The organism is Simplicispira suum, assembly GCF_003008595.1.
GTDB classification, from domain to species: domain Bacteria; phylum Pseudomonadota; class Gammaproteobacteria; order Burkholderiales; family Burkholderiaceae_C; genus Simplicispira; species Simplicispira suum.
Genome location: NZ_CP027669.1, coordinates 1,339,232 through 1,365,740 on the forward strand (window position 1 = coordinate 1,339,232; position 26,509 = coordinate 1,365,740).

Below are 26,509 nucleotides of genomic sequence, written 5' to 3' on the forward strand. Positions count from 1 at the left end.
CATGGCAGGCAACGGAATACGCATCGAAGGCGTGCGCAAGCGCTACGGACAGGGCGACACCGCAGTCGATGCGCTCAAGGACGTCAACATGGTGGTGGCACCGGGTGAGGTGGTGGGGCTCATCGGCCCCTCGGGCTCAGGCAAGAGCACGCTGCTCAAATGCCTGGGCGCCGTGATTGAACCCAGTGCCGGGCGCATGACGCTGGGCGACGAGGTCATCTACGACAACGGCTGGAAAATTCGCGACCTGCGGGCGCTGCGGCGCGACCGCATCGGCTTCGTGTTCCAGGCGCCCTACCTGATTCCCTTTCTGGATGTGACCGACAACGTCGCCCTGCTCCCCATGCTGGCCGGGGTGCCGAACGCTGAAGCGCGCAAGCGGGCGCGCGATTTGCTGGAAGCGCTGGACGTGGGCCACCGCGCCCGCGCCATGCCTTCATCGCTCTCGGGCGGCGAGCAGCAGCGCGTGGCGATTGCGCGCGGCCTGGTCAACCGCCCGCCGGTGGTGCTGGCCGACGAACCCACGGCGCCGCTCGACAGCGAGCGCGCGCTGGCGGTGATCCGCATCCTGAACGACATGGCGCAGCGCTTTGAGACCGCCGTGATCGTGGTCACGCACGACGAAAAAATCATTCCCACCTTCAAGCGGATTTACCACATCCGCGACGGCGTCACGCAGGAAGAAGCGGGCGAAGGACAGACGCCATGGGCGCTACAGATTCCAGAGGAAGCCACTCCATGAAACCCATGCTGCAACGCAATCCCTGGCTGCGCGGCGCCAGCGTGTTCGCTGTGCTCTTTGGCCTGCTTACCCTGAAGGAAGGCGGCACCGTGCTGTTCGGCGGCGCAGCCGCGCGCAGCGCTGCCGGGGCCTATGTGCCGTTTGTGCTCTGGTTCAATTTCGTGGCCGGTTTTGCCTACGTGGCGGCAGGCATTGCGCTCTGGCGGCGCCTGGGCTGGGCGGCGTGGCTGGCGCTCTGCATTGGCCTGGTGACGGGCTTGGTGTTTGCGGCCTTCGGCATCCATGTACTGACGGGCGGCGCCTATGAGATGCGCACCGTCGGCGCCATGGCCTTGCGCACTGTGGTGTGGCTGGGCATCAGTGCCCTGGCCTTGCGTTTGCGACCCGCCCGCGCGGTCCGACTGGAAACCACACGATGAAAAATGTTTTGTTCCACGCGCTTCCCAGCGGGCGCGCCTCCTTGTCCCTGGTGCTCACCGCCCTGCTCGCTGGCTGCGCGGCGGGCCCGGATTATCAAACGCGCCCACTCCTGGCGGACAACGCCCTGCCGCAACCGGCCAGTACCGCATCGGGCAGCGCCAGCAGCAGCGCCTTTGGCGCGGCGCAGGCGTGGCGCGCCGACATCGACCTGGAAGCGCCCTGGTGGCAGCAACTCGGTTCCCCTCGCCTGGACGCGCTGATCGACCAAGCCCTGCAGGCCAGCCCGACGCTGGTGGCCGCGCAGGCACAACTGCGCCAGGCTGAGGAACTGCAGGGGGCGCAAGAGCGCGCCACTCAACTGCCGCGCGCCGACCTGGGCGTGGGCAGCGCGCGCCAGCACAGCTCGCCCAGCGCACAGGGTTTGCCCGGCGACGGGCGCACCTTCAGCCTGCACAGCGCCAGCGTCAGCGTGCAGTACCAGCTCGACGTGTCGGGCGGCAACCGCCGGGCGCTGCAGGCCCTGGCGGCACGCACCGACTACCGCCGCTACCAGCTGGCAGGCGCCCGCCTGGACCTCGCCGCGCGCATCGCCAGCACCGCCATTACCCAGGCGCGCATTGCCGCCCAGGCCGAAGCCCTGGAGGCCATCGCCCGCAACCAGGCGGCGCAAACTGGCATCGCCCAGGAACGCCTGCGCCTGGGCCAGGCCATGCCGGCCGATGTGCAGGCCCTGCAGGCGGCGCTGGAGCAGACCCGCGCCTCCGCGCTGCTGCTGCGCAAGCAGGCGCAGCAAAGCGCTCACTTGCTGGCCGTGTTGGCCGGGCGCGCACCGGGCGCCGAGCCGCTGCCCGCGTTCAGCTTGGAAGATTTCACATTGCCCGCCGAGCTGCCGCAGGTGCTGCCGTCTGAGCTGGTGCGCCAGCGCCCCGACATCCAGGCAGCCGAAGCACTGGTGCGTGTGGCCAGCGCCGAGCATGGCGTGGCCGTGGCGCGCATGTACCCGCAAATCCGGCTCAGCGCGAATCTGGGCAGCCAGGCGCTGACCACGGGTGCCCTGTTTGGTGGCGGCTCGGCCGTGTGGGGCCTGATTGCCCAGCTCACCCAGCCTTTGTTTGACCCGGCCTTGCCCGCGCAGCAACGCGCCGCACTGGCCGGCCTGGACGCCGCTGCCGCCCAGTACCAGGGCGTGGTGCTGGACGCGCTGCGCAGCGTGGCCGATGCCCTGCGCGCCACCGAGGCCGATGCGCAGGTGCTCGCCACGCTGGAGCGGGCCGATACCGCCGCACAGGCCAGCCTGCAGACCACGCAGCAGCAACTGGCGCTGGGCGCCAGCAGCCACCTGCAATGGCTGGTGGCCCAGCAGCAAGCCCTACAACTGCGCAGCAGCCTGGTGGCGGCACAGGCCCAGCGCCTCGCCGACAGTGCCGCGCTGTTCCAGGCCGTGGGCGCGGGCGTGGCTACGGCCTCCTGAGTCGCACTTGTCGCAAGGCCGAAGCACGGCTTAAATCATCGTTACTTGACTATTTAACTACTTGCGCAAATAATAGATTAATATCTTTCGTCCGCGACCCCGCGACCGCTCTCAAGAGAATGCCCATGACGCTTTCTTCCGCTCTCTCTTCCGCTCTCGCCCGGCTCAGCGCGCCATCCGTCACGATGCTCCTGGCGGCGCTGTCCTGTGTCTGGGCTGCCCCCGCGCTTGCCGCCACCGATGCGCCTCTGGCCACTGCACCCGCGCAGGCCGCTGGCAGCGCCCGCGCTGTCAGCTACGACGGCGTCGTAGAGGCTGTGCGCCAGACGCAGATTGCCGCCCAGGTGCCCGGCGCGGTGGTGGAACTGGCCGTACATGCGGGCGACCGTGTCGCCGCCGGCCAGTTGCTTGCGCGCATTGACGCGCGCAGCGCCGACCAGGGGGCCGCCGCCAGCGCGGCGCAGGTGCAGGCAGCGCGGGCCGGCCTGGCCGTGGCCCAGGGCGAATTTGAACGCCAGCAGCAACTGCACGCCAAAAAATACATCAGCGCCGCCGCACTGGAGCGCGCCGAGGGCCAGCTCAAGGCGGCGCGCGCGCAGGTGCAAGCGCAAAGCGCACAGGCGGGCGCGGCGCGCACCGGGGCCGGCCTGCACACCGTGCGCGCGCCCTACGCCGGTGTGGTGGCCGAAGTGCCGGTGCAGTTGGGCGACATGGCCATGCCGGGCCGCCCGCTGCTCACGCTCTACGACCCGTCGGCCCTGCGCGTCACGGCTTCGGTGCCGCAGTCGGCTATGGCCAAGCTTGCGGGCACCAATCTCGGCGCCGCCCAGGTGCGCATCGAACTTCCCGGCGTGCCCGCCGACCAGCAGCCCCAGGTCACGCGTGTGCAACTGCTGCCCACGGTAGATTCCGGCACGCACACCCAGCAACTGCGCGCCGAGTTGCCAGCCCAATTCGCCCACGCCGTACCCGGCATGTTTGCGCGTCTCTGGCTGGCAGCGGTGCCGGTCGATTCAAAAGCCGCCGATGCGCCCCAGGCGGGCGTCACCGTGCCCCTCGCGTCGGTGCTGCGCCGCGGTGAAATGACCGGCGTGTACGTGCCCGACGCCCAGGGCCGCCCACTGCTGCGCCAGGTGCGCCTCGGGCCGGTGGTTGGCGATCGCGTAGAGATTTTGAGCGGTGTCGCCCCCGGCGAAGCCGTGGTGCTGGACCCGCTGGCCGTCGGCAGCGCGCGCTAAAGGCAAGGGAACTTCATGAGCGCAAGCACTCCCCCCGCCTCGGCGTCTCTGGCCGCATTGCGGATTTCTTCCAGAGCGCGCAGATCACGCCGCTGCTGGCCTTGGTGGCCTTTTTGCTCGGCGCCTTTGCCGTGCTGGTGACGCCGCGCGAGGAAGAGCCGCAGATCAACGTGACCATGGCCAACGTGATCATTCCGTTTCCCGGCGCCAGCGTGCGCGACGTGGAGCAGATGGTGGCGATTCCGGCCGAACAGGTGCTCTCGCAGATCACAGGCGCCGAGCATGTGATGTCCACTTCGCGCCCCGGCATGGCGCTGCTGACCGTGCAATTCAAGGTGGGCGTGCCGCGCACCGAGGCGCTGGTGCGGCTGTACGACACCGTGAACTCCAACGCCGACTGGCTGCCCCAGGGCCTGGGCGTTCTGCCGCCCATCATCAAGCCCAAGGGCATTGACGACGTGCCCATCGTCGCGCTGACGCTCTACTCCAGCAACCCGCAAACCGACGCCTTTCAGCTGGAGCGCGTGGCGCACAGCATCGAGGCGGACTTGAAGCGCGTGCCCGGCACGCGCGAGGTCACCACCCTCGGTGGCCCTGGCCGCGCGGTGATGGTGGAAATGGACCCGGCGCGCATGAGCGGCGCGGGCGTCACCGTGGCGGACCTGCGGCGCGCCCTGCAGTCGGCCAACCTGGGGCTGCCGGTGGGCGATCTGCTGCGCGCCAACCAGGCCATTGCGATTGAAGCCGGGCCGCTGCTGGCCAATGCCGCCGAAGTGGCCGACCTGGTGGTCGGCGTGCAGGCCGGCAAGCCGGTGTTTCTGCGCGACGTCGCCGCCGTGCGAGACGGCCCGCCGCCGGCCGCGCACTACGCCTGGTACGGAACAGCCGGCGAACACGCCGCAGAACACCCCGCCGTGACCATTGCGATCACCAAGAAGCCGGGGGAGAACGCCATTGACGTGGCCAACGCCGTGATGGCGCGCGCCGAGCAATTGAAGAACACGGTGATTCCCGCCGACGTGCAGGTCGCCGAGACGCGCAACTACGGCGCCACGGCGAACGACAAGGCGCAAAAACTGATCCAGAAGCTGCTGTTCGCCACCGCCTCGGTGGTGGCACTGGTGTTCATCGCCCTGGGGCGGCGCGAGGCTGCCATCGTCGGCACCGCCGTGGTGCTGACGCTGACCGCCACGCTGTTTGCGTCCTGGGCCTGGGGCTTTACGCTCAACCGGGTTTCGCTGTTCGCGCTGATCTTCTCCATCGGCATCCTGGTGGACGACGCCATCGTGGTGGTGGAGAACATCCACCGCCACCAGCAGCTGGAACCGGGCAAAACGCTGGCGCAAATCATCCCCGGCGCGGTGGACGAAGTGGGCGGCCCGACCATCCTCGCCACGCTTACCGTGATTGCCGCGCTGTTGCCCATGGCCTTTGTCTCGGGGCTGATGGGCCCGTACATGAGCCCCATCCCCATCAACGCCAGCATGGGCATGCTGCTCTCCTTGGCGATTGCCTTTGTCGTCACGCCCTGGCTGGCGCGGCTGTGGATGAAGCAGCACCCCGGCCAGGCCGAGGAAGGCCATGCCCAGCCCTCGGGCATGGCGCGGCGCATCACGCCGCTGTTCACGCGCATCTTCGCGCCGCTGCTCGATGAAAAACGCGGCGGACGCAACCGCGCCCTGCTGGGTCTGGGCGTGGCGCTGCTGATCGCCATCTCGGTGGCGCTGCCCGCCACCGGGCTGGTGCTGCTCAAGATGCTGCCGTTTGACAACAAGTCGGAGTTCCAGGTGGTGGTCGACATGCCCGCCGGCACGCCGGTCGAGCGCACCGCCGCCGTGCTGCACGAACTGGGCGCGTACCTCGCCACCGTGCCCGAGGTGACGGACTACCAGGCCTACGCCGGCACCGCCGCCCCGATCAACTTCAACGGCCTGGTGCGCCAGTACTACCTGCGCACTGGTGGCGAGGTGGGCGACATCCAGGTCAACCTGGTGGACAAACATGAGCGCGACGCGCAAAGCCACGCCATTGCCACGCGCGTGCGAGCGCCGCTGCAGGAAATTGCCAAGCGCTATGACGCCAACGTCAAAGTGGTCGAGGTGCCGCCCGGCCCGCCCGTGCTCTCGCCCATCGTCGCCGAAATCTACGGGCCCGACGCCGAAGGCCGCCGCCAGGTGGCCAAGGCCGTGCGCGGCGTGTTCGAAGCGACCACCGGCCTGGTGGATGTGGACGACACCAGCATTGCCGATGCGCCGCGCCAGCTCCTGCTGGTGGACCGCCGCAAGGCGGCCCTGCTGGGCGTGCCGCAGCAAGCGATCGTGACCACGCTGCGCGCCGGACTGGCGGGGGAAGCGGCCACCTATCTGCACGACCAAAGCAAATACCCCGCCGCCGCCACGCTGCAACTGCCGCCGGAGCAACAAGGCAACCTGAACGCACTGCTGCAGCTCACGGTGCGCTCGGCCAGCGGTGCACTGGTACCGATCCGCGAGTTGGTCACCGTGAGCGATACGCTGCGCGAGCAGCCCGTGCACCACAAGGATTTGCTGCCGGTGAACTACGTGCTTGCCGACATGGCCGGCAAGGTGGACAGCCCGCTCTACGGCATGTTTGAAATGCGCAGCAGCATCGCCAAGCTGCCCATGCCCGGTGGCGGCCAGTTGGCGGAGTACTTCATCCACCAGCCCAGCGACGCCTGGCGCGGCTACGCGCTCAAGTGGGATGGCGAGTGGCAAATCACCTACGAGACCTTCCGCGACATGGGCGCCGCCTACGCCGTGGGCCTGATCCTGATTTACCTGCTGGTGGTGGCGCAGTTTGGCAGCTACCTCACGCCGCTGATCATCATGGCGCCCATTCCGCTGACCATCATTGGCGTCATGCCGGGCCACGCGCTGCTGGGCGCGCAGTACACCGCCACCAGCATGATCGGCATGATTGCGCTGGCCGGCATCATCGTGCGCAACTCCATCCTGCTGGTGGACTTCATCAACCTGCAGGTGAGAAGCGGCGTCGAATTCAAAGAGGCCATCCTCCACTCGGCCATCACGCGCGCCCAGCCCATCGTGCTGACCGGGCTGGCCGCCATGCTGGGGGCGTTCTTCATCCTGGACGACCCGATCTTCAACGGCCTGGCGATCTCGCTGATCTTCGGTATCGCCGTCTCCACCTTGCTCACGCTGGTGGTCATTCCCACCCTGTACTACGCGGCGTACCGCAAGCACCTGCACCGGTTGCTGCCGCCTGCAGAAGCGGCAACGCTATCCCATCCATAGCTGCTTGCGCACGTTCAGTATGCGCTAGAGCCCTATTTGATTGATAAAAATGACCCAAAGCTACCTCGACCTGACCCGCGAAATCTCGGCCGAAATTCACAAGCTGCGCGCCGACATCCCCGACACCCTGCGCGGCTTTTCCGCCATGGCGCAGGCGGCCGGCCAGCCGGGCGTGCTGGATGCGAAGACGAAGGAGCTGATCGCCATGGCGCTGTCGGTTTCCTCGCGCTGCGACCCCTGCATTGGCTACCACGCGCAGGCCCTGGTGAAGTTCGGCGCCAGCCGCGCCGAGCTGACTGAGATGCTGGGCATGGCGGTCTACATGGGCGGCGGGCCTTCGCTGATGTACGCCGCCAAGGCCTCCGCTGCCTTCGACGAATTTGCCGCCCTGGCCGCGCCGGCCACGGCCTGACCCCATCGGAGACCGCTCATGCCCCGCCAGCGCCTCACCGCCCCCGCGTACGCGCTCCTCCTTGCCGCCAGCCTTTTGTGCGCAGCGCCGCAAGCGCAGGCCGCCGACCTGGCGGCCGCGTTTGCCGCCGCCCAGCAGCACGACCGCAGCTACGCCGCCGAACGCGCCGCACACGACACGGCGCAACCCCGGCGCGACCAGGCCGCCGCGCTGTGGCGGCCGGGGGTGCAGTTCCAGGCGACGGCCGGGCTGGGCAGCAGCGAGACCGACACGCGCGGCGCGCAGTTTGGCGCGCCCGGCCTGGGCACATCGCAAGGCGTGGATTTTTCCACCTCGGTGAACGGTGGCGCCAGCACCCGCTGGGCGCTGCAGGCCAGCCAGCCGCTCTACAACCCGCAGCGCCGCGCCCAGCAGCGCCAGCTCCACACCGCCGCCGAAGTGGCCGAGCGCAGTTGGCAGGTGGCGGGCCAGCAATTGGCGCAGCGCGTGGCGCAGGCCTGGTTTGGCCTGGCGCTGTCGCGCGAATCGCTGGCCGTGCTCGATGCGCAACTGGGCGCCGTGCAGCGCATCAGCCAGGAGGCCCAGGACCGCTACGACCTGGGCGACGCCCCCGTCACCGCCACCCACGAAGCGCGCGCCCGCCTGGCGCTGCTGCGCGCCCAGCGCCTCGCCGCGCAAAACGAGGTGGCGGTGAAAGAACGCGTGCTGACCGACCTGACCGGCCTGCCCGTGGCGGCCCTCGAAGCGCACGCCCCCGCCCAGGTGGCGACCGACACCACACCGCTGCCCGCCTGGCAGGCCGAGGCCGAGGCGCACAACCTGCAACTGGCGCTGCAGCAGCTCGCCGTGGACAACGCCCAGGCCGCCGCCGACCGGCTGCGCGCCGGCAGCAGCGCCAGCGTGGACCTGGTGGCCCAGGTCGGGCAAGAGCGCATCCACGGCAGCGGCGACTACGGCAGCGCACGCAACAAGGCAACGAATGCCCTGGTGGGCGTGCAGCTCACGGTGCCGCTGTGGACCGGCGGCATGCAAACTGCCCGCGAGCGCGAAGCCCTTGCCCTGCTGGAAAAAGAGCGTGCCACGCTGGACGCGCTGCGCGAACAGGTGGCGCGTGACGTCAACACGGCCTGGCTGCAACTGGCCACCGGCGCCGAGCGCGTGCGCGCGCTGGCCGAGGCGCTGGCCGCCAGCAGCGAGCGCCTGGCCGCCACCCGGCTCGGCCAAGAGGTGGGCGACCGCACCCTGCTCGACGTCCTCTCCGCCGAAAACGACCAGGCCGCCGCGCGTCTGCAACTGACCCAGGCGCGCACCGAATGGCTGCTCGCCCGCCTGCAACTGGCCACGCTCAGCGGCCGCCCTGGCGAGACCGCGCTGCAGGCCCTGAGCGCCGCCATGACCGACTCCGGCAAATGAAGTCTGCCGCCTGACCGACCACAACCGAGTTTCAACCACCCACAGCCGGTGCACCGGCACACAGAGGAGACGAAGATGGCCCATATCGTGATTCTTGGCGCAGGCACCGGCGGCATGCCCGCCGCCTATGAGCTGCGCGCAAAGCTCGACAAATCGCACAAGATCACCGTGGTGAACGCGGTCGATTACTTCCAGTTCGTGCCGTCAAACCCCTGGGCGGCGGTGGGCTGGCGCAAGCGTGAGGACATCACCCTGCCGATTCGCCCGCACCTGGCAAAGAAAGGCATCGACTTCATTGGCGAGCGCGTGGACCGCATTGACGCCGAAGGCAACCAGTTGCAGCTGGCCAACGGCGAGCAGGTGGCTTACGACTACCTCATCATCACCACCGGCCCCAAGCTGGCGTTTGATGAAATCCCCGGCGCCGGCCCCGGCGGCTTCACGCACTCCATTTGCACCATCGACCACGCCGAAAGAACCTGGGCCGATTACCAGGAGTTCATCAAGAACCCCGGTCCGGCCATCATCGGCGCCATGCCGGCGGCTTCGTGTTTTGGACCGGCCTATGAGTTTTCCTTCATATTCAACAAGGACCTGCAGCGCCGCAAGCTGCGCAACAAGGTGCCGCTGACCTTCGTCACCAGCGAACCCTACATCGGCCACATGGGCCTGGGCGGCGTGGGCGACTCCAAAGGCATGCTGGAGAGCGACCTGCGCAACAACGACATCAAGTGGATCTGCAACGCCAAGGTCACCAAGGTGGAAGACGGCAAGATGTTCGTCACCGAGCTGGACGAGGCCGGCCAGGTCAAGAAAGAGCACGAGCTGCCCTTCAAATTCAGCATGATGCTGCCCGCCTTCAAGGGTGTGGACGCGGTGGCCCAGGTCGAAGGCCTGTGCAACCCGCGCGGCTTTGTGCTGATCGACGAATTCCAGCGCAGCAAGAAGTACCGCAACATCTTCTCGGCCGGCGTGTGCGTGGCCATCCCGCCCGTGGAAGTGACGCCCGTGCCCACCGGCGCGCCCAAGACCGGCTACATGATTGAAAGCATGATCACCGCCATCGTGCACAACATTGCCGCCGAACTCGAAGGCAAGCCGGCCGATGCCAAAGGCACCTGGAACGCCATCTGCCTGGCCGACATGGGCGACACCGGCGCCGCCTTCGTGGCCCTGCCGCAAATTCCGCCGCGCAACGTCAACTGGTTCAAGAAGGGCAAGTGGGTGCACCTGGCCAAGGTGGCGTTTGAGAAGTACTTCATGTACAAGATGCGCAACGGCACGTCTGAGCCGATTTACGAGAAGCATGTGCTCAAGGCGCTGGGCATCGAGCGGCTGGAGAAGTAACGCACAACCGCGCAGACTCTTAAATCAATAGCTGCCAGCGCTTACTGGATAAGCGCTGGAGGCTATTTTTACCTTGAAATTGGAGATCCCCATGAACCCGCCCTACGCCTTCGCCATCACCATCGCCCAGCCCCTTGCGCAGGCGGTGGAAACGCTGCGCGCAGCGCTGGCCGCCGAGCAAATGGGCATCGTCAGCGAAGTGGACATGCAGGCCACGCTCAAAGCCAAGCTCGGCATCGACAGCGCGCCTCAGCGCATTCTGGGCGTGTGCGCGCCCAAGGTGGCGCACGCGCTGGTCACGGCCGAGCCCGACATCGCCGCCCTGCTGCCCTGCGGCGCCAGCGCACTGGAGGCGACCCCCGGCCAGACGCGCGTGCTGCTGCAAGACCCGCGCGTCATCCTCGCCGCCAGCGCCAGCCAGGACCCGGCAGTCAAAGCCGTACTGGAAGAAGCCCGCGTCGCCGTGCTGCGCGTGGTGGCAGCCCTCGGCGGCCAAGCCGACTGATATGGCGGGCCAGCGCATCACCATCCTGGGCAGCGGCTTCGGCGCCCTGTCTGCGGTGCGCGAACTGCGCGCGCGCGGTTGCCAGGAAGAGATCACGCTGATCTCGCCCCGCGCCGAGCTGCATTACCTGCCCGGCACCATCTGGATTCCCAGCGGCCTGCGCACGCGCGAGCAGCTCATCGTGCCGCTGGCGCCCTTTTTTGCGCGCATGAAGGTGCAGCATCTGGCCGCCGAAGTCACCGGCCTCTCCCCCGATGGCCGCAGCGTGCAGACCACGGCCGGCGAGGTGGCGAACGACGCGCTGGTGATTGCCACCGGCGGGCGCTTCATCAAGAAGCTCCCCGGCATCGAACACGCCATCACGCCCTGCGAAGGCATAGCAGCCGCCGAAAAGATTCGCGACCGCCTGCGCGCCATGCAAGGCGGCACCATCGCCGTCGGCTTTGCCGGCAACCCCAAGGAACCCACGGCCGTGCGCGGCGGGCCGATGTTCGAGTTCCTCTTCGGCATCGATGCGCAACTGCGCCGCGAGGGCCGGCGCGAGCAGTTCGAGCTGGTGTTCTTCAATCCCTCCAAAGAACCCGGCGCCCGCCTGGGCGCCAAGGCCGTCGCCCACCTGCTGGCCGAGATGGCGCGCCGCAACGTCACCACGCACCTGGGCCACAAGATGGTGCGCTTCGAGGCCGACAAGGTCGTCACCGAAGGCGGCGAATTTGCCGCCGATTTGATTTTGTTCATGCCCGGCATGACCGGCAACGCCTGGTTCGACCAAACCACCCTGCCGCGCTCGCCCGGTGGCCTGCTGCAAGCCGACGCCCAGTGCCGCGTGCCGGGCTTTGAGCATGTCTACGTGGTGGGTGACTCCGGCAGCTTCCCCGGCCCCGACTGGATGCCCAAGCAGGCGCACATGGCGGACCTGCAGGCGGCGGCTGCTGCGCAGAACCTGATCGACGGCCTGGCCGGACGGCCGCAGACTGCGGGCTTCAAGGCGGAGCTGGCCTGCATCATCGATGCGCTGGGGACCGGGACGCTGGTGTGGCGCACCGAACAGCGGAACTTGCTGCTGCCGCCTCTGCGGTTGATGCATTGGGCGAAGCGGGGGTTTGAGGGGCGGTATTTGGGGCGGTATCGGTAGGGGACGGCGACATAATGCGTTCTTCAGGGATGTACTGCGCGTCAAATTACTTTTTTGATCGAGACCTGCGTTTTTCTGCCGACTGAAAACGATCCAGAGCGCTCTTCTGCTACCTATATCTGCTTTGTGATGGCAGTCGTTCAGGGTTAAACAAAATGAGAAATTCGATCGCCGCCAGAATCGCAACGAAAGCGCCATCTCACGAACTCGCCTTCGAATGATGCACTATCGGCGGGGAAAAACGCCCAGCAAGTGATCCCTTTAGAGTAAGGTAGAAACTCAGCAGATTCTACAAATTTCAGTGCTATTTATCTGGCCAAGGATTGAATGAGCTTTACTCAACCCATCACCTCTTGGCTTTCGACTGCTGGAAATTGGCTGATGCCAAGGCCCTTTCGCAGTCGGCATGTACCAGTGGCCGCAGGCGGTTCTTTATTGGAGCATTGAGCCAGCCCTGTCCAAGGTTTCGCCGCTTGGCCTCAATAAGCCAACGCTCTTCCACTTCTTCAAGATATGTAAGAAACGCATTTACTCGTTGAATTCGAATTTGCAGCTTAGCGGCCCTACCGGGCTCCATCTGGACCCGATACGTCAGATCACGAATTTCACCCCACAAATCGTTGTCATAGATGTGTGCGTCAAGTGCGCACATCTCCGTGTAATTGAAGCGCCCCATGAGATCTTGCACAAGAAAGCCTGCAAGTCGGGTGGGAATTAATCTAGAAGACTGATTTAGTGGTTCCCCGTCGAGCGTTCTGAGAATTGAGCTGTCAAGTAGCGTCTTTAAAGCGAAATCAACTTCCCGCTGTGCGATACCAACTTGGTGGAGTGTGCCTTGTAACTCCTCTACAATTAGACCGTCAAAATTGGATGACTGCGCGAGATGCACTAAAAAGTCGGTGATACTCACCCTTAGTAACTGCAATGACGGAATACCAATCTTCGCGCAGTACATGTTGGGCAACAGCGAGTCTTCCTCTCGGAAAAACTTACGTCCGCCGAGTACTGCGCCCTTAAACACTTCGTGAGGGGGAAATCGCCACGCACGGTCTGTCAGATACTTCTGCAGCGCTAAATCAGCTGTAACGTGGCCGCTAGCCAAGAATTCCCGAGCAAGACTGAGGCCTCTACGAATGTTCCCGCCTGCAAGAGTATCAAGCAGCTCCGCGCCATCAACTGAAAGTAAGGACTGGGCAGCGATTTCAAAGAATGCTCCAATGTCCTCCACCTTGAATCGAGCGCCGCTTTCTAGCTGTAGTTCCGCCTTCTGGTTTTCGAGCATTTTCCGCGCGTACGCAAAACGACGTGAGAGAACCGGAATGACACTTGGCGCATCAATATAAACTGCCTCCAGTTCAAATGCATCAAAAGTAGGAGACGTCCGATACTTGCGGTAGGTAGTATCTCGTAGAGCAATAATGATGTTGACTTTGTGTTTTTGGGAAAATGCCTGTGCCTCCGCGAATATTTCGTTCTGACGTTGATCATTTTCTATTTGATCAACGTTGTCTATTGTGACAAATACGGGTCTTTGTTTATCTATATATGAAACGATTCTGTCTACATAGGGGATCACCGCCTTTCTCTCGTTCATGATCACAGATGAGACTTCCTTGTCAAAGGCAGCAGGATCACTCTTCTTAAGCATGAAAAGTGGCCCTCGCGAAAGATTTTCCACCTCACTTTTGTAGGCAGGATAAATCGTGGCTTCCCAGTCTCCCATTCCAAACTCTGAATCAGATTCGATTAAGTTAAGTAATTGACTGTAAATGAAATCGCGCGGGGAATCGTGCTCAGTAGCTTTCTTGAAATCGAGATATAGCCAGCCAATCTTTGACTCAATAATTTCACGTGACGAAACAAATCGAGTAAAGGCTAGAAACGTGGATTTTCCTGCACCAACGGAACCAAGAATAAGGAAAAATTTTGACTGGTGGACACTCGATTGATTAATTTTTTGATCGAAATAATCATGAGACTTTTTCGACGTTCTTATCCGAGTGGCGGGTATTCCAAGCTGAGGTTTAGGGTCGGTTAAGTACATCCTTAGACGACTATCAAACCCAGTGCGCTCAGCATTACGAACGTAACAAAAATTTAACGCATCAGCGTCATTGAGTAGGCCTTGGTCAGTCAGAACTTTATCTACAGCCGGACTAAGGTGCTGATAAAGAGTATTGCGCCCCAACCTAGCATCAGGGTCTCGTAGTAACGTGAGCGCTCTTCTTATGGGTACATCTCTATCGGCTTGAAGCAACTCCTTCTCAAGGTTGCCTTCAATCACACGCTGACGTGAAAGCAACTCCCAGAACTCTACAAATCTGCATTCAATGTCTTTCAGACTACGGAAAATCCGCGCCTGAGTATCGTTGAATTCGATTCCATCAGTTCGTACGGCGGGAAAAACAATCCAAGCATCACCGTTCGTCACGACTGCGAACGGCGCAGATTTAGTTTGGCAATATTGACGTGCCTGCCGTATCGCTTCGCCAATGGCTCCACTTGACAGGAATCCGCCTAATTTCCCTGACTTTAGGTTATTTGGCAGCGTGAACGTCGCACCTGCTTTCTTGGCTTCTACTATGAGGCTTGTTGTCGCTGTTTTTACGTGATAGTCAGCAAATTCTGTGTGCCCGAACTCGCTACAAGGAGGCTCCAGGCTTAAGTCATCCCTTTGCCAGCCAAGTACGTCTTCAAGCATCCCGTCTATAACTTTGAAACGGGTCTCTGCCTCATTGGAATCGCTTAGCTGCAGCTTTCCGTATGCGTCAATCAATTCTTTCAAGACTTTGTGGCCTTGATCTACTTGCACCTCGCTCATTGGCATCTCCTTATGTGAATTTTTTGTGACGCAAAAACAAGATAAGGGTGTGAACTATATTCGTAATTCAAAAAATCATCTGGCGCTCCAAACAACGCATTCGATCCGTTCTAGTCGGATTCGAACTCCTTCGCGTGCTGGTCACCTCCAGATTGAACGGCCCCTTTCGGCCCTTTTTCGTCGCATCGGTCTCGCATGTGAGATCTACTAAACTCCAAGTTTCTTCGCGAAAAAGAAGACGCTTAGGACTTTCTGATCCGGGTCGACAACAGCCGGTCATCATCTCGGACTCAAACGTGACGTGTCGAACATGAACTGAAAAACACTATCGCTGCGCCCAGCATTCCGGGATTGGGGTCTGAGCACAAGTTTCGCTGCGCTGCATCGTGATCCGACAGTTGCACTGCGCCTCAAATTCCTGCGCCGCGCGCAGTGCTGGCGCCCGGGGCCGAGCGCAGCGATGGTCCGAAGGGCTGCCCGGCTCCCCTTCCCCTCTGGCCGTGCCGAGGAGCACAGGCGCAAAGCGGATCAGGGGCCGCGCGCTGTTTGAGCGCAACGCAGTGAAGCGAGTTTGCGCGGACCCCGCTTTGCGCCGCGCACCGCAGGTTGCCCCGAAGGGGACACGGACAACGGGGTCGCCTTCTCTTTGGTGCCTTTCTCTTGGCGACGCAAGAGAAAGGTACTGCGCCGCCGGGCGCACATCCCGGCACCCGCCCTTGGCAAAGGCATGCCGTTATTCCAGGCTTACCAGCGCATCCTCGATAGCTGGGCTTTGCTCAGTGCAGCCCGTCAAGCCACGGCACGCGCCGTCAAGCAGCTCTATTCAGCGTCGTCGCCCACAGCATCCGGTGCTTTTGACGCTTCCGGTGCGGCAGTCGCCGCAGCAGGCTCAGCCGCAACCTCCGCCGCACCCTTCTCAGTCGCCTGCGCCGCCGCCAACCGCGCCCGCGCACTCACCACCGAGCGCGTCACCGCGCGCACGTCCATGCCGTACATATCCGCAAACGCTTCCACGCTTTGGCCGCTGGCCTCAAAAGTGCGCAGCAGCGCTTCGTCCTTGGCCGCGCGGGCCGCCAATTCGGCAAAGGCTTCGTCGAGCACGGCATTGCCTGCTTCATCGCGCGTGCGCACGCGCTCGGCGTAGTCCTCGCGCGAGAGGCCGCTGGCGTCAATGTTGTCGACGATGCGCGCGCGCAGCCGGGGCAACAGGTCGTCCTGACCCCGGCCCTGGCGGCGCTTGTAGACCTCGACCAGCGCGTGGTGGATGTGCTCGGGCGCCATGGCTTCCACCGGCTGGCCCTGCAGGTCGTGGCGCTGCTGGCCGGATGCGACGGCTTGCAGATAGCGCGTGGAGCGGGTGTGGATGGCCAGCGCCTGCTTGAGCGCGTCTTTCTCGAATGCCTCGGGGTGCGCGGCCATCAGGTCCTGAAAGATGCCGCGCTTGAGCGGGCGAAACACCGCGCCGAAGAGTTGCGGGTAGAGCGCGGCCAACTGCTCCAGCGCGGGCGGCACCGGGCGCGGGGCGCGGCGAGGAGGCGCATTGGGTGCGTCAGTCGCTTGGGGCTGGCCTGCCCGTGGCTGACCCGGCCGGGGCTTGCCGCGCCCACTGCGATGTCGGCCGCCGGGCGGCTGCGCAGCAGCGCTGTCTTGCGGACTCACCTCAGTTGCGGGCACTGCGGGCGGAGCAGGTTCTTCGGGCAGGGCGGGAGCGGCGGCATTCTCAGTCATGGCATCAGGGGAGCTGGAGCAAAGCCTTCGATCATGCCAGTCTGCTTGCTACCGCGCGAAAAAACCCTTCCAGCCTGCATTTCGAAACAGATGCAACAGCCGTTCAGGCTGACAGCCGCGTCATCCAGCTCCTACAAGGGCAAACCCGCAGACGGACCTACATTGGATTCACGGACGACGCAACACGCCATCCGTGAAGCAAGAAAAGGGCGGCCCGACAGGGCGCCTGTCCATGTTCAACACCATCCTCTCAAGGAGTGAATCCATGTCTTCCAAGCAACAAGGCAGCGACAGCAAAAACCACAACCCCCAGGGTCACAACCAGTACACCGACAACAGCAACCAGAGCAGTGCGTCGCGCCAGCAGCAGCAAAGCAGCGGCAGCCCGCGCCAGCAAGGCGCTGACGCAAGCGACAACAGGTCTTTCGGATCGCGCCAGCAGGAGCAAAGCGCGGGCAGCCACTCCCACCGGCAGCAGGGAGGCACGCATGAGCAGCATGTGAAGGCCGGCCAGCAAAGCCACAAGAACAGCTGACCCGCCGACAGGCGCCTGTCGCTTTGTGAATCCCAAGGGAGCTTCGGCTCCCTTTTTTACGTAGCTTTCAGTGGCCGCGCAGGGCGCGCCGGTACTGCATGGCTTCGGCCACATGGGCGATCTGCGTGCTCTGCGCGCCAGCCAGGTCGGCAATGGTGCGCGCCACTTTCAGCGCGCGGTGCGTGGCCCGGGCGGACCAGCCCAGGCGCGCGGCAGCGGTTTGCAGGAACTGGGCGGCGGCGGCGTCGAGCGCGATCTGCGTGTCGATTTTCTGCCCCTGCAGCGCCTGGTTGGCGCAGCCCTGGCGCGCCAGAGCGCGGGCGCGGGCGCGTACCACGCGCTCGCGCACGGCGGCGCTGGCCTCGCCGGGCGGGGCGCCGAGCAAGTCGGTGGCCGGCAGGGCGGGCACTTCCACATGCAGGTCGATGCGGTCGAGCAGCGGGCCCGAGAGGCGCGCCTGGTAGTGCGCCACCTGGTCGGGCGAACAGCGGCAGGCGCGCTGCGCCGAGCCCAGGAAGCCGCAGGGGCAGGGGTTCATGGCCGCAATCAGCTGAAAGCGCGCCGGGAACTCGGCCCGCTGCGCGGCGCGGGCAATGGTGATGTGGCCGGTTTCCAGCGGTTCGCGCAGGGCCTCCAGGGCGGCACGCGGAAACTCAGGAAGTTCGTCCAAAAACAAGACGCCGTGGTGCGCGAGCGAAATTTCGCCCGGCCGGGGCGGCGAGCCACCGCCCACCAAGGCCACGGCACTCGCGGTGTGGTGCGGGCTTGATGTAGGCCGCTCGGCCCAGCGCTCAATCGCAAAACGGCCGGCCAGGCTGGCGACGGCGGCGCTCTCCAGCGCTTGCTGCACCGTCATGTCCGGCAGGATGCCGGCAAAGCGCTGCGCCAGCATGGATTTGCCCGAGCCGGGCGGCCCCATGAGCAGCAGGCTGTGGCCACCAGCTGCGGCAATCTCCAGCGCTCGCCGGGCTGCAGCCTGGCCTTTGACATCGGCCAGATCGGCGTAGTGCGCGTGCGCCTGCGACGCCTGGTGCGCCATGCGCTGCCAGCCGGCGTCGGCTGGCAATTCGTCGTCCAGCGGCGTGGGCAGAAAGGCACGCACCACATCGAGCAGATGGCGCGCGCGCCAGACGGCGCTGCCGGGCACCAGCGCGGCTTCTTCGGCGCTTCCTGGCGGCAGCACCAGGCGCACGCCTGCAGCTTCGCCTTTCGTTTCAGCGGTGTGCAGGGCGAGGCTGGTCGCGAGGGCGCCACGCACTGCGCGCAGCTCGCCCGAGAGCGAAAGCTCGCCGGCAAATTCCCAACCGGCCAGGCGGGCGCCGTCGATCTGCCCGCTGGCGGCCAGGATGCCGAGCGCAATGGGCAAATCAAAGCGCCCGGAATCCTTGGGCAGATCGGCCGGCGCCAGGTTCACGGTGATGCGCTTGTTGTGCGGGAATTCGAGCCCCGCGTTCTGCAGCGCCGAGCGCACGCGCTCGCGCGCCTCTTTCACTTCTACCTCGGCCAGGCCGACCAGCGTGAAGCTGGGCAATCCATTGGCCAGGTGCACCTCGACGGTGACCGGCGGCGCGCGCAGCCCCAGCAGGGCGCGGCTTTGCACCAAAGCAAGACTCATGAGCGGTTTTCTCCCCAATGCGGTGCGCGCTCTGCGCTGCGGCGGCGGCCTGCTGGCCGCTGTCCAAGAGCGTTTCGGCGTGTGGCAGCGGAGCATGCCACAGGAAGAAGGGGTGCTGGCACGCTCCCTGCTTAGAAGGTTCATCCCCAATGTTCCGCCCCCGGAGGACCCATGACCCACGCAGCTCTCAAGACCTTTGCACTCCCCCTTGCTGTGGCACTTGCGGCCGCCCTGCCCGTGCTGGCCAGCGCGCAGCTGAGCGGCAATATCGCGCTCACCTCGAACTACAAGTTCCGTGGTCAAGACCAGGACACACACAAAAGCACAGCCGTCAAACCAGCGATCCAGGGCGGTTTTGACTACGCCTTTGGCGAGTCGGGCTGGTACGTGGGCAACTGGAACTCCAGCGTGAACTGGCTGCCCGGCAATTCCATCGAGATGGATTTCTACGGCGGCATCAAATTCAAGGCCGGCGACATCGACATGGACCTGGGCGGCCTGCTCTACGCCTACCCCGGCGCTTCCAGCGGCAACACCACCGAGCTGTACGCCGCAGGCACCTGGGGGCCGCTCACGGCCAAGTATTCGCACACGGTGTCGCAAGACTACTTCGGCTGGGCCGGTGCCAAGGCCGGGTCGGGCCTGCGCGGTCGCAACACCGGCTACCTCAGCTTCGCTTTTGCGCAGGAGGTAGCGCCCCACACCACGCTCAAGGCCTCGGTGGGCTTCACGCGCTTTGCCAGCGATATCAAGGACAGCGGCGTGCCCAACTACATGGACTATCAAGTCGGCGGCGCTTACGACTTCGGCGGCGGCCTGGGCCTTGCGGCAGCCATTGCCGGTGCCAACAAAAAATCCTTCTTCGGCGACGTGAACAAACCACGTTTGCTGCTCACCCTGACCAAGACGCTTTGAAAGGAGCCTCGAAATGAAAATGGTCACCGCCATCATCAAACCCTTCAAGCTCGACGAGGTGCGCGAAGCGCTCTCGGACATCGGCGTGCAGGGCATCACGGTCACCGAAGTCAAGGGCTTTGGCCGCCAGAAGGGGCACACCGAGCTGTACCGGGGCGCCGAATACGTGGTCGATTTTCTGCCCAAGGTCAAGATCGAAGCGGCTGTCGCCGACGACCTGGTCGAGCGCGTCATCGAAGCCATCGAGAGCGCGGCCCGCACCGGAAAAATTGGCGACGGCAAGATCTTTGTCGCCGCGCTGGAGCAAGTGGTGCGCATCCGCACCGGCGAGACCGGCCAGGAAGCGCTGTAGCGCGCCGCCCTTCCACCCAACCGAGAACATCCCCATGAAAAAACTGCTTGTTTCTCTCTTGCTGGGGCTGGGCGCTTTGACGCTGGGCCCGCTGGCCCTGGCCCAGACCCCGGCGGCCAGCGAAGCGGTGTCCAGCGCGCCTGCGACGGCCCCTGATGCCACGCCGGCTGCGGTGGCTGCTGCGGCGCTGGCGGCCGAAGCGGCGCCCGCCGCAGCCCCCGCACCCAAGCTCGACTCGGGCGACACCGCCTGGATGCTCACTTCTACCCTGCTCGTCATCCTGATGGTGATTCCGGGCCTGGCACTGTTCTATGGCGGCCTGGCGCGCTCGAAGAACATGCTCTCGGTGCTGGTGCAGGTGTTCGTGATCTTCGCGCTCATCACCGTGCTCTGGGCGATTTACGGTTACAGCCTGGCCTTTGGCGGCGAGGGGCAGTTCTACGGTGGGTTCGACAAGCTGTTCTTGAAGGGCATCGCTCCCGACACGCTCTCAGGCATGTTGCCGACCATCCCTGAATATGTGTTCGTCGCCTTCCAGTCCACCTTTGCCGCCATCACGGTGGCGCTGATCGTCGGCTCGTTTGCCGAGCGCATCAAGTTCGCTGCCGTGCTGATCTTCGCGGTGCTGTGGTTCACGCTGAGCTACATCCCCATGGCGCACATGGTCTGGGGCGGTGGTCTGCTGGGCAAAGACGGTGCGCTGGACTTTGCCGGTGGCACCGTGGTGCACATCAACGCCGGCATGGCCGGCCTGGTGGGCGCCTACATGGTCGGCAAGCGCGTGGGCTTTGGCAAAGAGGCGCTGACGCCGCACAGCCTGACGCTGACCATGGTGGGCGCGTCGCTGCTGTGGGTGGGCTGGTTTGGCTTCAACGCGGGGTCTGCCGGCGCGGCCAATGGCTCGGCGGGCCTGGCCTTTATCAACACCACGCTGGCGACGGGCGCGGCCACGCTGTCCTGGCTGGCCGGTGAGATGCTGCACAAGGGCAAGGCCTCCATGCTGGGCGCGGCCTCGGGCGCGGTGGCCGGGCTGGTGGCGGTCACGCCGGCGGCGGGCTTCGTCGGCCCGATGGGTTCCATCGTGCTGGGTCTGCTTGCCGGCCTGGTCTGCCTGTGGGGCGTGGGCGGCCTGAAGAAGATGCTGGGCGCGGACGACGCATTTGACGTGTTTGGCGTGCACGGGGTGGGCGGCATCGTCGGCGCCATCCTGACCGGCGTGTTTGCCTCGCAAGGCCTGGGCGGCACGGGCGGTTTGAGCCCGGACACCTACGCCATGGGCGCGCAGGTATGGGTGCAGTGCAAGAGCGTGCTGGTGACGCTGGTGTGGTCGGGTGTGGCCGCCTTCATCAGCTACAAGATCGCCGATCTCCTGGTGGGTCTGCGGGTCACGGAAGAGGCCGAGCGCGAGGGCCTGGATATCACTTCGCACGGCGAGACGGCGTACAGCCGCTGAACACGGCGCCGGGTTTTGGGCGCACGCTAAGCCCGCCTTTCGAGGCGGGCTTTTTTTGCGCGCGGGCCTGCGGGGAATAATGGACCGATCCACAGCATGAAGGAGATCGGCCATGGCATGGCGCGCATTGGGCAGCCACATTTGCGAACTGGGTGAATCGCCGTTCTGGCAAGCTTCCGAGAACCGGCTGTACTGGGTCGACATTGCCGGCCGCGCAGCCCTGCGCGCCGACGCAGCCACCGGTGCCACCGAGCGCTGGTCGCTGCCCGCCGAGCCCGGCTGCATGGCCCCGGCGCGCACGGCGGGCAAGCCCGATGGCTGGGTGCTGGCGCTGCGCAGCGGCATCTACCGCGCCCGGACCTGGGGCGGCGAACTGGTGCGCATCGCCACGCTCCCGTACGACCCGGCGCACGAGCGTGCCAACGACGGCAAGTGCGATCCGCTGGGGCGCTTTTGGGTCGGCACGCGCGACGAGTGCCCAGGCGGGAACGCGGCAGGCATGTACTGCATCGATGCACGGGGCAACCCGGCGAAGGTACAGAAAATGTGGGACGGTGCGGGCACGCTCAACGGTCTGGCCTGGTCGCCCGAGCCCGACACCCTGTACAGCGCCGACACGCCCACCCACCGCATCGAGGTGCGCGACTGGAGCGCTGCCGGCAACCGCCTGGGGCCGCCGCGCACGCTGCACCAGTTCCCGCTCAAGCCCGCGCACTGGCAACCGGGCGAAACCGGCTACGGGGGCCGGCCGGACGGCGCAGCGGTAGACATGGAGGGCAACTACTGGTGCGCGATGTACGAGGGCGGCCGCGTGCTGCAACTCTCGCCCGGCGGTGAGGTACTGCAGGAGATCGCCACCCCCGCCGCCTGTCCCACCATGGTCTGCCTGGGCGGCCCCGAGCGGCGCACGCTGTTGGTCACCACCGCGCGCCACGGGCGCCCTGCCGTCGAGCTGGAGCGCACGCCCCTGGCAGGCTGCGTGCTGGTGCTGCAGGCGCCGGTGGCGGTGCCGGGCTTGGCGGTGAACAGCTTTGAGGAAGCTGCGTGGACCGGGGGCAGCAATGCGTGAATCATCAAAAATGATAGCTTCTAACGCAATGCCAATAAGCGCTAGAGCCCATTTTTACTTGATTTTTCAGCCAGCAGGAGACAAGCTCCCTTGTTTCGCGGAGCGCTTGCCATGGCGAGCCTGACACTGCACCCGGTCAACGAAGGTGTGGTGGCGGTCCACCTGGCGAGCGGCGAACCGGTGGGCCACCTCAAACGCATCGGCGGACTCTGGAAATTCAAGGCCATGGGCTACGAAGACGGCAGCCTGGTGCCTGGCGGCGGCCCCCTGACCGCGCAGCACAACCGCACGTTCGCCGAACTCGACGCCGCCGCCATCGGCGCGGCGCTGCTGTCGGGTTCCGAGTAGTCGGGCAACATGGCGGGGGAAGGACGCACGGATTTGGATGAAAGATGGAACTTGGTTGATCTGCCCGCCAGCACAGCCGGCGCTTGCCTACAGGCGGGCCGCTGGCGTTGGGATGTGATGCTGCCCATGCCTTGCCTGCCTGCCCATGCCATGCCAGCTGACCCGCACGCAGCTTCGCCATTGGCGTGCGCGCGCGCCGGGGGCCCACCCACATTGACCCCGCGAACGGGGCGTCCGATACTGAATCGGGCGGCCAGCGGGCCCCGTCGATTCTTCTCAGGCCCCCTCTTCAAGCGAATAGCCATCTCAAGCTTCAACCACCGTCCCCGCATCCGCTGGCACAGCATGGCCTGCCTTGCCGCCCTCTGGTGTTGCGGCGTGGTCCATGCCGCCAGCGACAGCGCGGTGCGCATCCTCACCGAGGAATACCCACCGTACAACTACACTGAGCAAGGAAAAATCACCGGCCTGAGCACCGAAGTGGTCGAAGCGGTGCTGGGCGAACTGAAGATGCGCGGCGATTTCCAGTCCCTTCCCTGGGCGCGCGCCTACGAAATTGCGCGCAGCACGCCCGACGTGCTGATCTACAGCATTGGCCGCACGCCCGAGCGCGACAGGTTGTTCAAATGGGTGGGCGTCATCGCAACGACGAACTACTACCTGTTCGGCCGGCCGGGCAAGACGTACAAGGTCGATTCGCTCGAAGCTGCCAAGCAGTACCGCATTGCCACCGTCAACGAGGACGTGGGCGAACAGTTCCTGCTGGCTCGCGGTTTTGTCAAAGGCCAGAACCTGCAGCCCAGCGTGAAATACGAGCAGAACTACGAAAAGCTCAAACTGGGGCGGGTCGACCTTTGGATCATGGACGAGCTGACCGCCAGCTACCTGGCACGCCAGGCGGGCGACGACCCGGCGAAAACCCTGGTTCGGGTCTACCGCATTCCCGAACTCACCAACGACGCGTCGTATATGGCTTTTGGCACGCAGACATCCGACGCCACCGTGGAAAAATTCCGCCGCGCACTCGAACGCGTCAAGCAAAGCGGTCGCTACGAGCAGTTGCAGCGCCAATGGCAATGAGCCCCCCGCAGGGAAGCACTGTGCCCGCGCCGGCGGTGGCCCCGCTGCCGCTGGCACCAGCGGGGCGCCAGCACTCCCTCGGCTGGCGCCTGGTGTGGACGACGCTGATCTTTTGCGTCTTTTTCATTCTGGTGTCGGTTGCGGCGCTGACCTGGACGGCGTGGAACGCGGGCGTGGAGCGGATGGACGCAGAGCTGGCGCAAATCGAACAGATCTACAGCGGCACCCTGTCCAAGGCGATATGGGAACTCGACCGCGAGGCGCTGCAGGCGCACGTGCAAAGCGTGCGCAAAGTGCCTGCCGTGGGAAGCATCTCGGTGCAGGTGGCGTTGGCAAATCGGCCCACGGAGGTGTTTGAAGCCTCGCGCACCGGCTGGACCGGGCCGGGGCGCGCACCCACCCGCCATTTGGTCCTGAGCTACGAGCCCTATCCCGGCGCGCACGAAACCGTGGGCGAACTGGTTTTGCAGGGCAACGAGCACGTGCTGTGGCAGCAGTTGCGCAGGCAGTTGGCCACCATCGTGGCAGCGCAGTTGCTGCAGTCGCTGATGCTTGCCGGGCTCATCATGCTGGTATTTCACCGCATGGTCACGGTGCATGTGCGACGCATTGCAGAGCATCTGGCCAGAATGGGGCCCGGAAACCTCAGCCTGCAGTTGCAGCTGGAGCGCCCGCGCCGCCGCCGCGACGAACTGACCCAGCTCGAATCCGGCGTCAACCAGTTGCAGGCCAGCCTGGCCGTGCACCTGGAGAGCCAGCGGCGCTACGAGCAAGAGCTGGCCGCCCACCGCGACGATCTGGCTCGGCTCGTCGCCGAGCGCACGGCGGAACTCGAGTCGGCGAATGCACGCCTGCAAAGCCTGGCCCGCACCGACACCTTGACCGGCCTGCCCAACCGAAGGCATTTCGACGAGACCCAGACCATGGAACTGCGCCGCGCCCGGCGCAGCAGCCAGCGCCTGGCCCTGCTGGTTTGCGACATCGACAGCTTCAAGGACTACAACGACCACTACGGCCACGCCATGGGCGACCGCTGCCTGAGCGCGGTGGCCCAGGCGCTCAAGACCCACCTGGTGCGCGCAGGCGACCTGGTGGCGCGCATCGGCGGCGAAGAGTTTGGCGTCATCCTGCCCAACACCGACCGGCTGGGCGCCCAGTTGCTGGCCGAGCGCCTGGTGAAGGCCGTGGCCGACTGCGGCATCGCGCACGCACACTCGCCCGCCGCGCGCGTGGTGACCATCAGTGTAGGCCTGGCCGTGCTCCACCCCGACAGCGACGACGATTTTGACGCCCTGTTCCAGCGCGCAGACGCGGCGCTGTACCGCGCCAAAGCCGCCGGGCGCAACCAGGTGGCCGGGCTGGACTAGGGCCCAAGCCCCCGGCAAGGGCGCAGCGCACCATGAAACGCCGGCCATAAAAGGCTGCTCATCCGGATAGGCACGGATGCGCAGCATCGCGCTCACGCCCTGCGTGCAGAAAATTCACGCGGCACCTGCGGACACCGGCTTACCATCCTTGCCCATGGACAGCATGCTCTCAACCTTCGCCGACCGCGTGCGCGCCGCCGCCGCCGACCAGACCCCTTTGCGCATCCGTGGCGGGGGCAGCAAGGATTTTCTTGCCGGCGCAGACCCCGGCGGCGAGTGGCTTGATATGCGCCCGCTCGCCGGCATCGTCAGCTACGAGCCGAGCGAACTGGTGATCACCGCCCGCGCCGGCACACCGCTGGCCGAGCTGGAGGCGGCCCTCGCCGAGCAAAACCAGTGCCTGCCCTTCGAGCCGCCGCACTTTGGCCCCGGCGCCACCGTGGGCGGCATGGTGGCGGCGGGGCTGTCGGGCCCGGCGCGCGCCAGCGTGGGCGCGGTGCGCGACTACATGCTGGGCGTGTCCATCATCAACGGCCGGGGCGAACCGCTGATCTTTGGCGGCCAGGTGATGAAGAACGTCGCCGGCTACGACGTCTCCCGCCTGATGGCCGGCAGTTGGGGCGAACTCGGGGTCATCACCGGTGTCAGCCTCAAGGTCTTGCCGGTGGCGCTTGCCGAGGCCACGCTGGCATTTGAATGCGGCCAGGCCGAGGCGCTGGACCGCCTCAATGCCTGGGGTGGCCAGCCGCTGCCGCTGAACGCCAGCTGCTGGGTCGAAGACCAGGGCTCGGGGCGCCTGTACCTGCGGCTGCGCGGCGCCGTGGCCGCCGTGGAAGCGGCCTGCCGCAGCATGGGCGGCGAGCGCCAGACCAGCGCCAGCGTACCCGCCGACTGGCAGGATTGCCGCGAGCAGCGCCTGCCCTGGTTTGCACAGCGCGCACCCCAGCTCGCGCTGTGGCGTTTGTCGCTGCCGCAGACGGCGCCGGTGCTGGCCCTGCCGCCTGGGGTTGCAGCGCCGCTCGTCGAATGGCATGGCGCGCTGCGCTGGGTGCAGGCGGAAAGCCAGCACGGCGCAGCGCTGCAGGAACTGGCGCGCAGTGTGGGCGGAAGCGCTTCAGTATTTGTAGCTGCCGACGCAGATGCATCAAGCGCTGGAGGCACTTTTAGTCAAATTTCTCCGGCTTTGCAGAAGATCCACGCCCGGCTGCGCGCCGCATTCGACCCGGTTGGCATCTTCCAGCCCAGCCGGATCGGCAGGTAGGAAGCGC

At 65.4% G+C, this 26,509-nt stretch carries 22 protein-coding genes; 19 read left to right on the forward strand and 3 right to left on the reverse strand.

The window, feature by feature from the left end; all coding sequences use genetic code 11:
* The first annotated feature begins 1 nt into the window (after position 1).
* The 10 genes from C6571_RS06365 to C6571_RS06410 all read left to right on the forward strand — a co-directional run bounded on the left by C6571_RS06365 (position 2) and on the right by C6571_RS06410 (position 11,958).
* Positions 2-742 carry an ABC transporter ATP-binding protein gene (locus C6571_RS06365; RefSeq protein WP_106445948.1) on the forward strand — a complete coding sequence of 247 codons (741 nt, stop codon included), beginning with the start codon at positions 2-4 and terminating at the stop codon, positions 740-742.
* Positions 739-1,161: a hypothetical protein gene (locus tag C6571_RS06370; protein ID WP_106445949.1), complete on the forward strand. Its 423-nt coding sequence runs from the start codon at positions 739-741 to the stop codon at positions 1,159-1,161. The genes C6571_RS06365 and C6571_RS06370 overlap by 4 nt, the downstream gene beginning before the upstream one ends.
* Positions 1,158-2,633: an efflux transporter outer membrane subunit gene (locus tag C6571_RS06375; protein WP_106445950.1), complete on the forward strand. Its 1,476-nt coding sequence runs from the start codon at positions 1,158-1,160 to the stop codon at positions 2,631-2,633. The genes C6571_RS06370 and C6571_RS06375 overlap by 4 nt, the downstream gene beginning before the upstream one ends.
* A gap of 125 nt (positions 2,634-2,758) precedes the next feature.
* Positions 2,759-3,871, forward strand: a complete 1,113-nt coding sequence (locus C6571_RS06380) for an efflux RND transporter periplasmic adaptor subunit (protein ID WP_245901431.1) — start codon at positions 2,759-2,761, stop codon at positions 3,869-3,871.
* Positions 3,872-3,927: 56 nt separating this feature from the next.
* Positions 3,928-7,146: an efflux RND transporter permease subunit gene (locus C6571_RS06385; RefSeq protein ID WP_106445952.1), complete on the forward strand. Its 3,219-nt coding sequence runs from the start codon at positions 3,928-3,930 to the stop codon at positions 7,144-7,146.
* 49 nt (positions 7,147-7,195) lie between these two features.
* Complete coding sequence (locus C6571_RS06390; protein WP_106445953.1) at positions 7,196-7,558, forward strand: carboxymuconolactone decarboxylase family protein; 363 nt, start codon at positions 7,196-7,198, stop codon at positions 7,556-7,558.
* Between the two features lie 18 nt (positions 7,559-7,576).
* Complete coding sequence (locus C6571_RS06395; protein WP_106445954.1) at positions 7,577-8,971, forward strand: TolC family protein; 1,395 nt, start codon at positions 7,577-7,579, stop codon at positions 8,969-8,971.
* Between the two features lie 75 nt (positions 8,972-9,046).
* Positions 9,047-10,318, forward strand: coding sequence for an NAD(P)/FAD-dependent oxidoreductase (locus C6571_RS06400; protein WP_106448077.1), 1,272 nt, complete (start codon positions 9,047-9,049; stop codon positions 10,316-10,318).
* Positions 10,319-10,409: 91 nt separating this feature from the next.
* Positions 10,410-10,823 carry a DUF302 domain-containing protein gene (locus tag C6571_RS06405; RefSeq protein ID WP_106445955.1) on the forward strand — a complete coding sequence of 138 codons (414 nt, stop codon included), beginning with the start codon at positions 10,410-10,412 and terminating at the stop codon, positions 10,821-10,823.
* Position 10,824: 1 nt separating this feature from the next.
* Positions 10,825-11,958: an NAD(P)/FAD-dependent oxidoreductase gene (locus tag C6571_RS06410; RefSeq protein ID WP_106445956.1), complete on the forward strand. Its 1,134-nt coding sequence runs from the start codon at positions 10,825-10,827 to the stop codon at positions 11,956-11,958.
* A gap of 346 nt (positions 11,959-12,304) precedes the next feature.
* Here the strand turns inward: C6571_RS06410 and C6571_RS19465 are convergent, their stop codons facing one another.
* Both C6571_RS19465 and C6571_RS06420 read right to left on the reverse strand, forming a co-directional pair.
* Entirely contained in the window at positions 12,305-14,779 is a 2,475-nt protein-coding gene (locus C6571_RS19465; RefSeq protein WP_146139306.1) for a P-loop NTPase fold protein, read from the reverse strand.
* Between the two features lie 819 nt (positions 14,780-15,598).
* Complete coding sequence (locus tag C6571_RS06420; protein ID WP_106445958.1) at positions 15,599-16,507, reverse strand: ProQ/FINO family protein; 909 nt, start codon at positions 16,505-16,507, stop codon at positions 15,599-15,601.
* Positions 16,508-16,772: 265 nt separating this feature from the next.
* Here C6571_RS06420 and C6571_RS06425 point away from each other — a divergent pair, with 265 nt between their 5' ends.
* A complete protein-coding gene (locus C6571_RS06425; RefSeq protein ID WP_211300705.1) occupies positions 16,773-17,042 on the forward strand; it encodes a hypothetical protein in 270 nt (89 codons plus the stop codon).
* A gap of 67 nt (positions 17,043-17,109) precedes the next feature.
* Here the strand turns inward: C6571_RS06425 and C6571_RS06430 are convergent, their stop codons facing one another.
* Positions 17,110-18,657 carry a YifB family Mg chelatase-like AAA ATPase gene (locus tag C6571_RS06430; protein ID WP_106445959.1) on the reverse strand — a complete coding sequence of 516 codons (1,548 nt, stop codon included), beginning with the start codon at positions 18,655-18,657 and terminating at the stop codon, positions 17,110-17,112.
* Between the two features lie 171 nt (positions 18,658-18,828).
* On the opposite strand from C6571_RS06430, the gene C6571_RS06435 reads away from it, so the two are divergent.
* The 8 genes from C6571_RS06435 to glcE all read left to right on the forward strand — a co-directional run bounded on the left by C6571_RS06435 (position 18,829) and on the right by glcE (position 26,502).
* Positions 18,829-19,572, forward strand: coding sequence for a TorF family putative porin (locus C6571_RS06435; RefSeq protein ID WP_106445960.1), 744 nt, complete (start codon positions 18,829-18,831; stop codon positions 19,570-19,572).
* Between the two features lie 13 nt (positions 19,573-19,585).
* Entirely contained in the window at positions 19,586-19,924 is a 339-nt protein-coding gene (gene glnK / locus C6571_RS06440; RefSeq protein WP_106445961.1) for a P-II family nitrogen regulator, read from the forward strand.
* A 34-nt stretch (positions 19,925-19,958) separates the two neighbouring features.
* The gene (amt, locus tag C6571_RS06445) at positions 19,959-21,377 is read left to right on the forward strand and encodes an ammonium transporter (protein ID WP_106445962.1); all 1,419 of its coding nucleotides are present in this window, start codon (positions 19,959-19,961) and stop codon (positions 21,375-21,377) included.
* Positions 21,378-21,489: 112 nt separating this feature from the next.
* Positions 21,490-22,446, forward strand: coding sequence for an SMP-30/gluconolactonase/LRE family protein (locus C6571_RS06450; RefSeq protein ID WP_106445963.1), 957 nt, complete (start codon positions 21,490-21,492; stop codon positions 22,444-22,446).
* 111 nt (positions 22,447-22,557) lie between these two features.
* The gene (locus C6571_RS06455) at positions 22,558-22,794 is read left to right on the forward strand and encodes a hypothetical protein (protein WP_106448078.1); all 237 of its coding nucleotides are present in this window, start codon (positions 22,558-22,560) and stop codon (positions 22,792-22,794) included.
* A gap of 345 nt (positions 22,795-23,139) precedes the next feature.
* Positions 23,140-23,874: a substrate-binding periplasmic protein gene (locus C6571_RS06460; protein ID WP_106445964.1), complete on the forward strand. Its 735-nt coding sequence runs from the start codon at positions 23,140-23,142 to the stop codon at positions 23,872-23,874.
* The gene (locus tag C6571_RS06465; protein ID WP_211300706.1) at positions 23,865-25,241 is read left to right on the forward strand and encodes a GGDEF domain-containing protein; all 1,377 of its coding nucleotides are present in this window, start codon (positions 23,865-23,867) and stop codon (positions 25,239-25,241) included. Before C6571_RS06460 ends, C6571_RS06465 begins: the two co-directional genes overlap by 10 nt.
* 154 nt (positions 25,242-25,395) lie before the next feature.
* Entirely contained in the window at positions 25,396-26,502 is a 1,107-nt protein-coding gene (glcE, locus tag C6571_RS06470) for a glycolate oxidase subunit GlcE (protein ID WP_106448079.1), read from the forward strand.
* The last annotated feature ends 7 nt before the right edge of the window (positions 26,503-26,509 follow it).

What these genes read in the sequence shown, in the direction of transcription:
- C6571_RS06435 (WP_106445960.1), top strand. Translation starts at nt 18,829, where the DNA reads ATGACCCACGCAGCTCTCAAGACCTTTGCACTCCCCCTTGCTGTGGCA.
- C6571_RS06405 (WP_106445955.1), top strand. Translation starts at nt 10,410, where the DNA reads ATGAACCCGCCCTACGCCTTCGCCATCACCATCGCCCAGCCCCTTGCG.
- C6571_RS06410 (WP_106445956.1), top strand. Translation starts at nt 10,825, where the DNA reads ATGGCGGGCCAGCGCATCACCATCCTGGGCAGCGGCTTCGGCGCCCTG.
- C6571_RS06460 (WP_106445964.1), top strand. Translation starts at nt 23,140, where the DNA reads ATGGCCTGCCTTGCCGCCCTCTGGTGTTGCGGCGTGGTCCATGCCGCC.
- C6571_RS06420 (WP_106445958.1), bottom strand. Translation starts at nt 16,507, where the DNA reads ATGACTGAGAATGCCGCCGCTCCCGCCCTGCCCGAAGAACCTGCTCCG.
- glnK (WP_106445961.1), top strand. Translation starts at nt 19,586, where the DNA reads ATGAAAATGGTCACCGCCATCATCAAACCCTTCAAGCTCGACGAGGTG.
- C6571_RS06400 (WP_106448077.1), top strand. Translation starts at nt 9,047, where the DNA reads ATGGCCCATATCGTGATTCTTGGCGCAGGCACCGGCGGCATGCCCGCC.
- amt (WP_106445962.1), top strand. Translation starts at nt 19,959, where the DNA reads ATGAAAAAACTGCTTGTTTCTCTCTTGCTGGGGCTGGGCGCTTTGACG.
- C6571_RS19465 (WP_146139306.1), bottom strand. Translation starts at nt 14,779, where the DNA reads ATGAGCGAGGTGCAAGTAGATCAAGGCCACAAAGTCTTGAAAGAATTG.
- C6571_RS06450 (WP_106445963.1), top strand. Translation starts at nt 21,490, where the DNA reads ATGGCATGGCGCGCATTGGGCAGCCACATTTGCGAACTGGGTGAATCG.
- glcE (WP_106448079.1), top strand. Translation starts at nt 25,396, where the DNA reads ATGGACAGCATGCTCTCAACCTTCGCCGACCGCGTGCGCGCCGCCGCC.
- C6571_RS06455 (WP_106448078.1), top strand. Translation starts at nt 22,558, where the DNA reads ATGGCGAGCCTGACACTGCACCCGGTCAACGAAGGTGTGGTGGCGGTC.
- C6571_RS06375 (WP_106445950.1), top strand. Translation starts at nt 1,158, where the DNA reads ATGAAAAATGTTTTGTTCCACGCGCTTCCCAGCGGGCGCGCCTCCTTG.
- C6571_RS06430 (WP_106445959.1), bottom strand. Translation starts at nt 18,657, where the DNA reads ATGAGTCTTGCTTTGGTGCAAAGCCGCGCCCTGCTGGGGCTGCGCGCG.
- C6571_RS06370 (WP_106445949.1), top strand. Translation starts at nt 739, where the DNA reads ATGAAACCCATGCTGCAACGCAATCCCTGGCTGCGCGGCGCCAGCGTG.
- C6571_RS06395 (WP_106445954.1), top strand. Translation starts at nt 7,577, where the DNA reads ATGCCCCGCCAGCGCCTCACCGCCCCCGCGTACGCGCTCCTCCTTGCC.
- C6571_RS06390 (WP_106445953.1), top strand. Translation starts at nt 7,196, where the DNA reads ATGACCCAAAGCTACCTCGACCTGACCCGCGAAATCTCGGCCGAAATT.
- C6571_RS06380 (WP_245901431.1), top strand. Translation starts at nt 2,759, where the DNA reads ATGACGCTTTCTTCCGCTCTCTCTTCCGCTCTCGCCCGGCTCAGCGCG.
- C6571_RS06365 (WP_106445948.1), top strand. Translation starts at nt 2, where the DNA reads ATGGCAGGCAACGGAATACGCATCGAAGGCGTGCGCAAGCGCTACGGA.
- C6571_RS06425 (WP_211300705.1), top strand. Translation starts at nt 16,773, where the DNA reads ATGTCTTCCAAGCAACAAGGCAGCGACAGCAAAAACCACAACCCCCAG.
- C6571_RS06465 (WP_211300706.1), top strand. Translation starts at nt 23,865, where the DNA reads ATGGCAATGAGCCCCCCGCAGGGAAGCACTGTGCCCGCGCCGGCGGTG.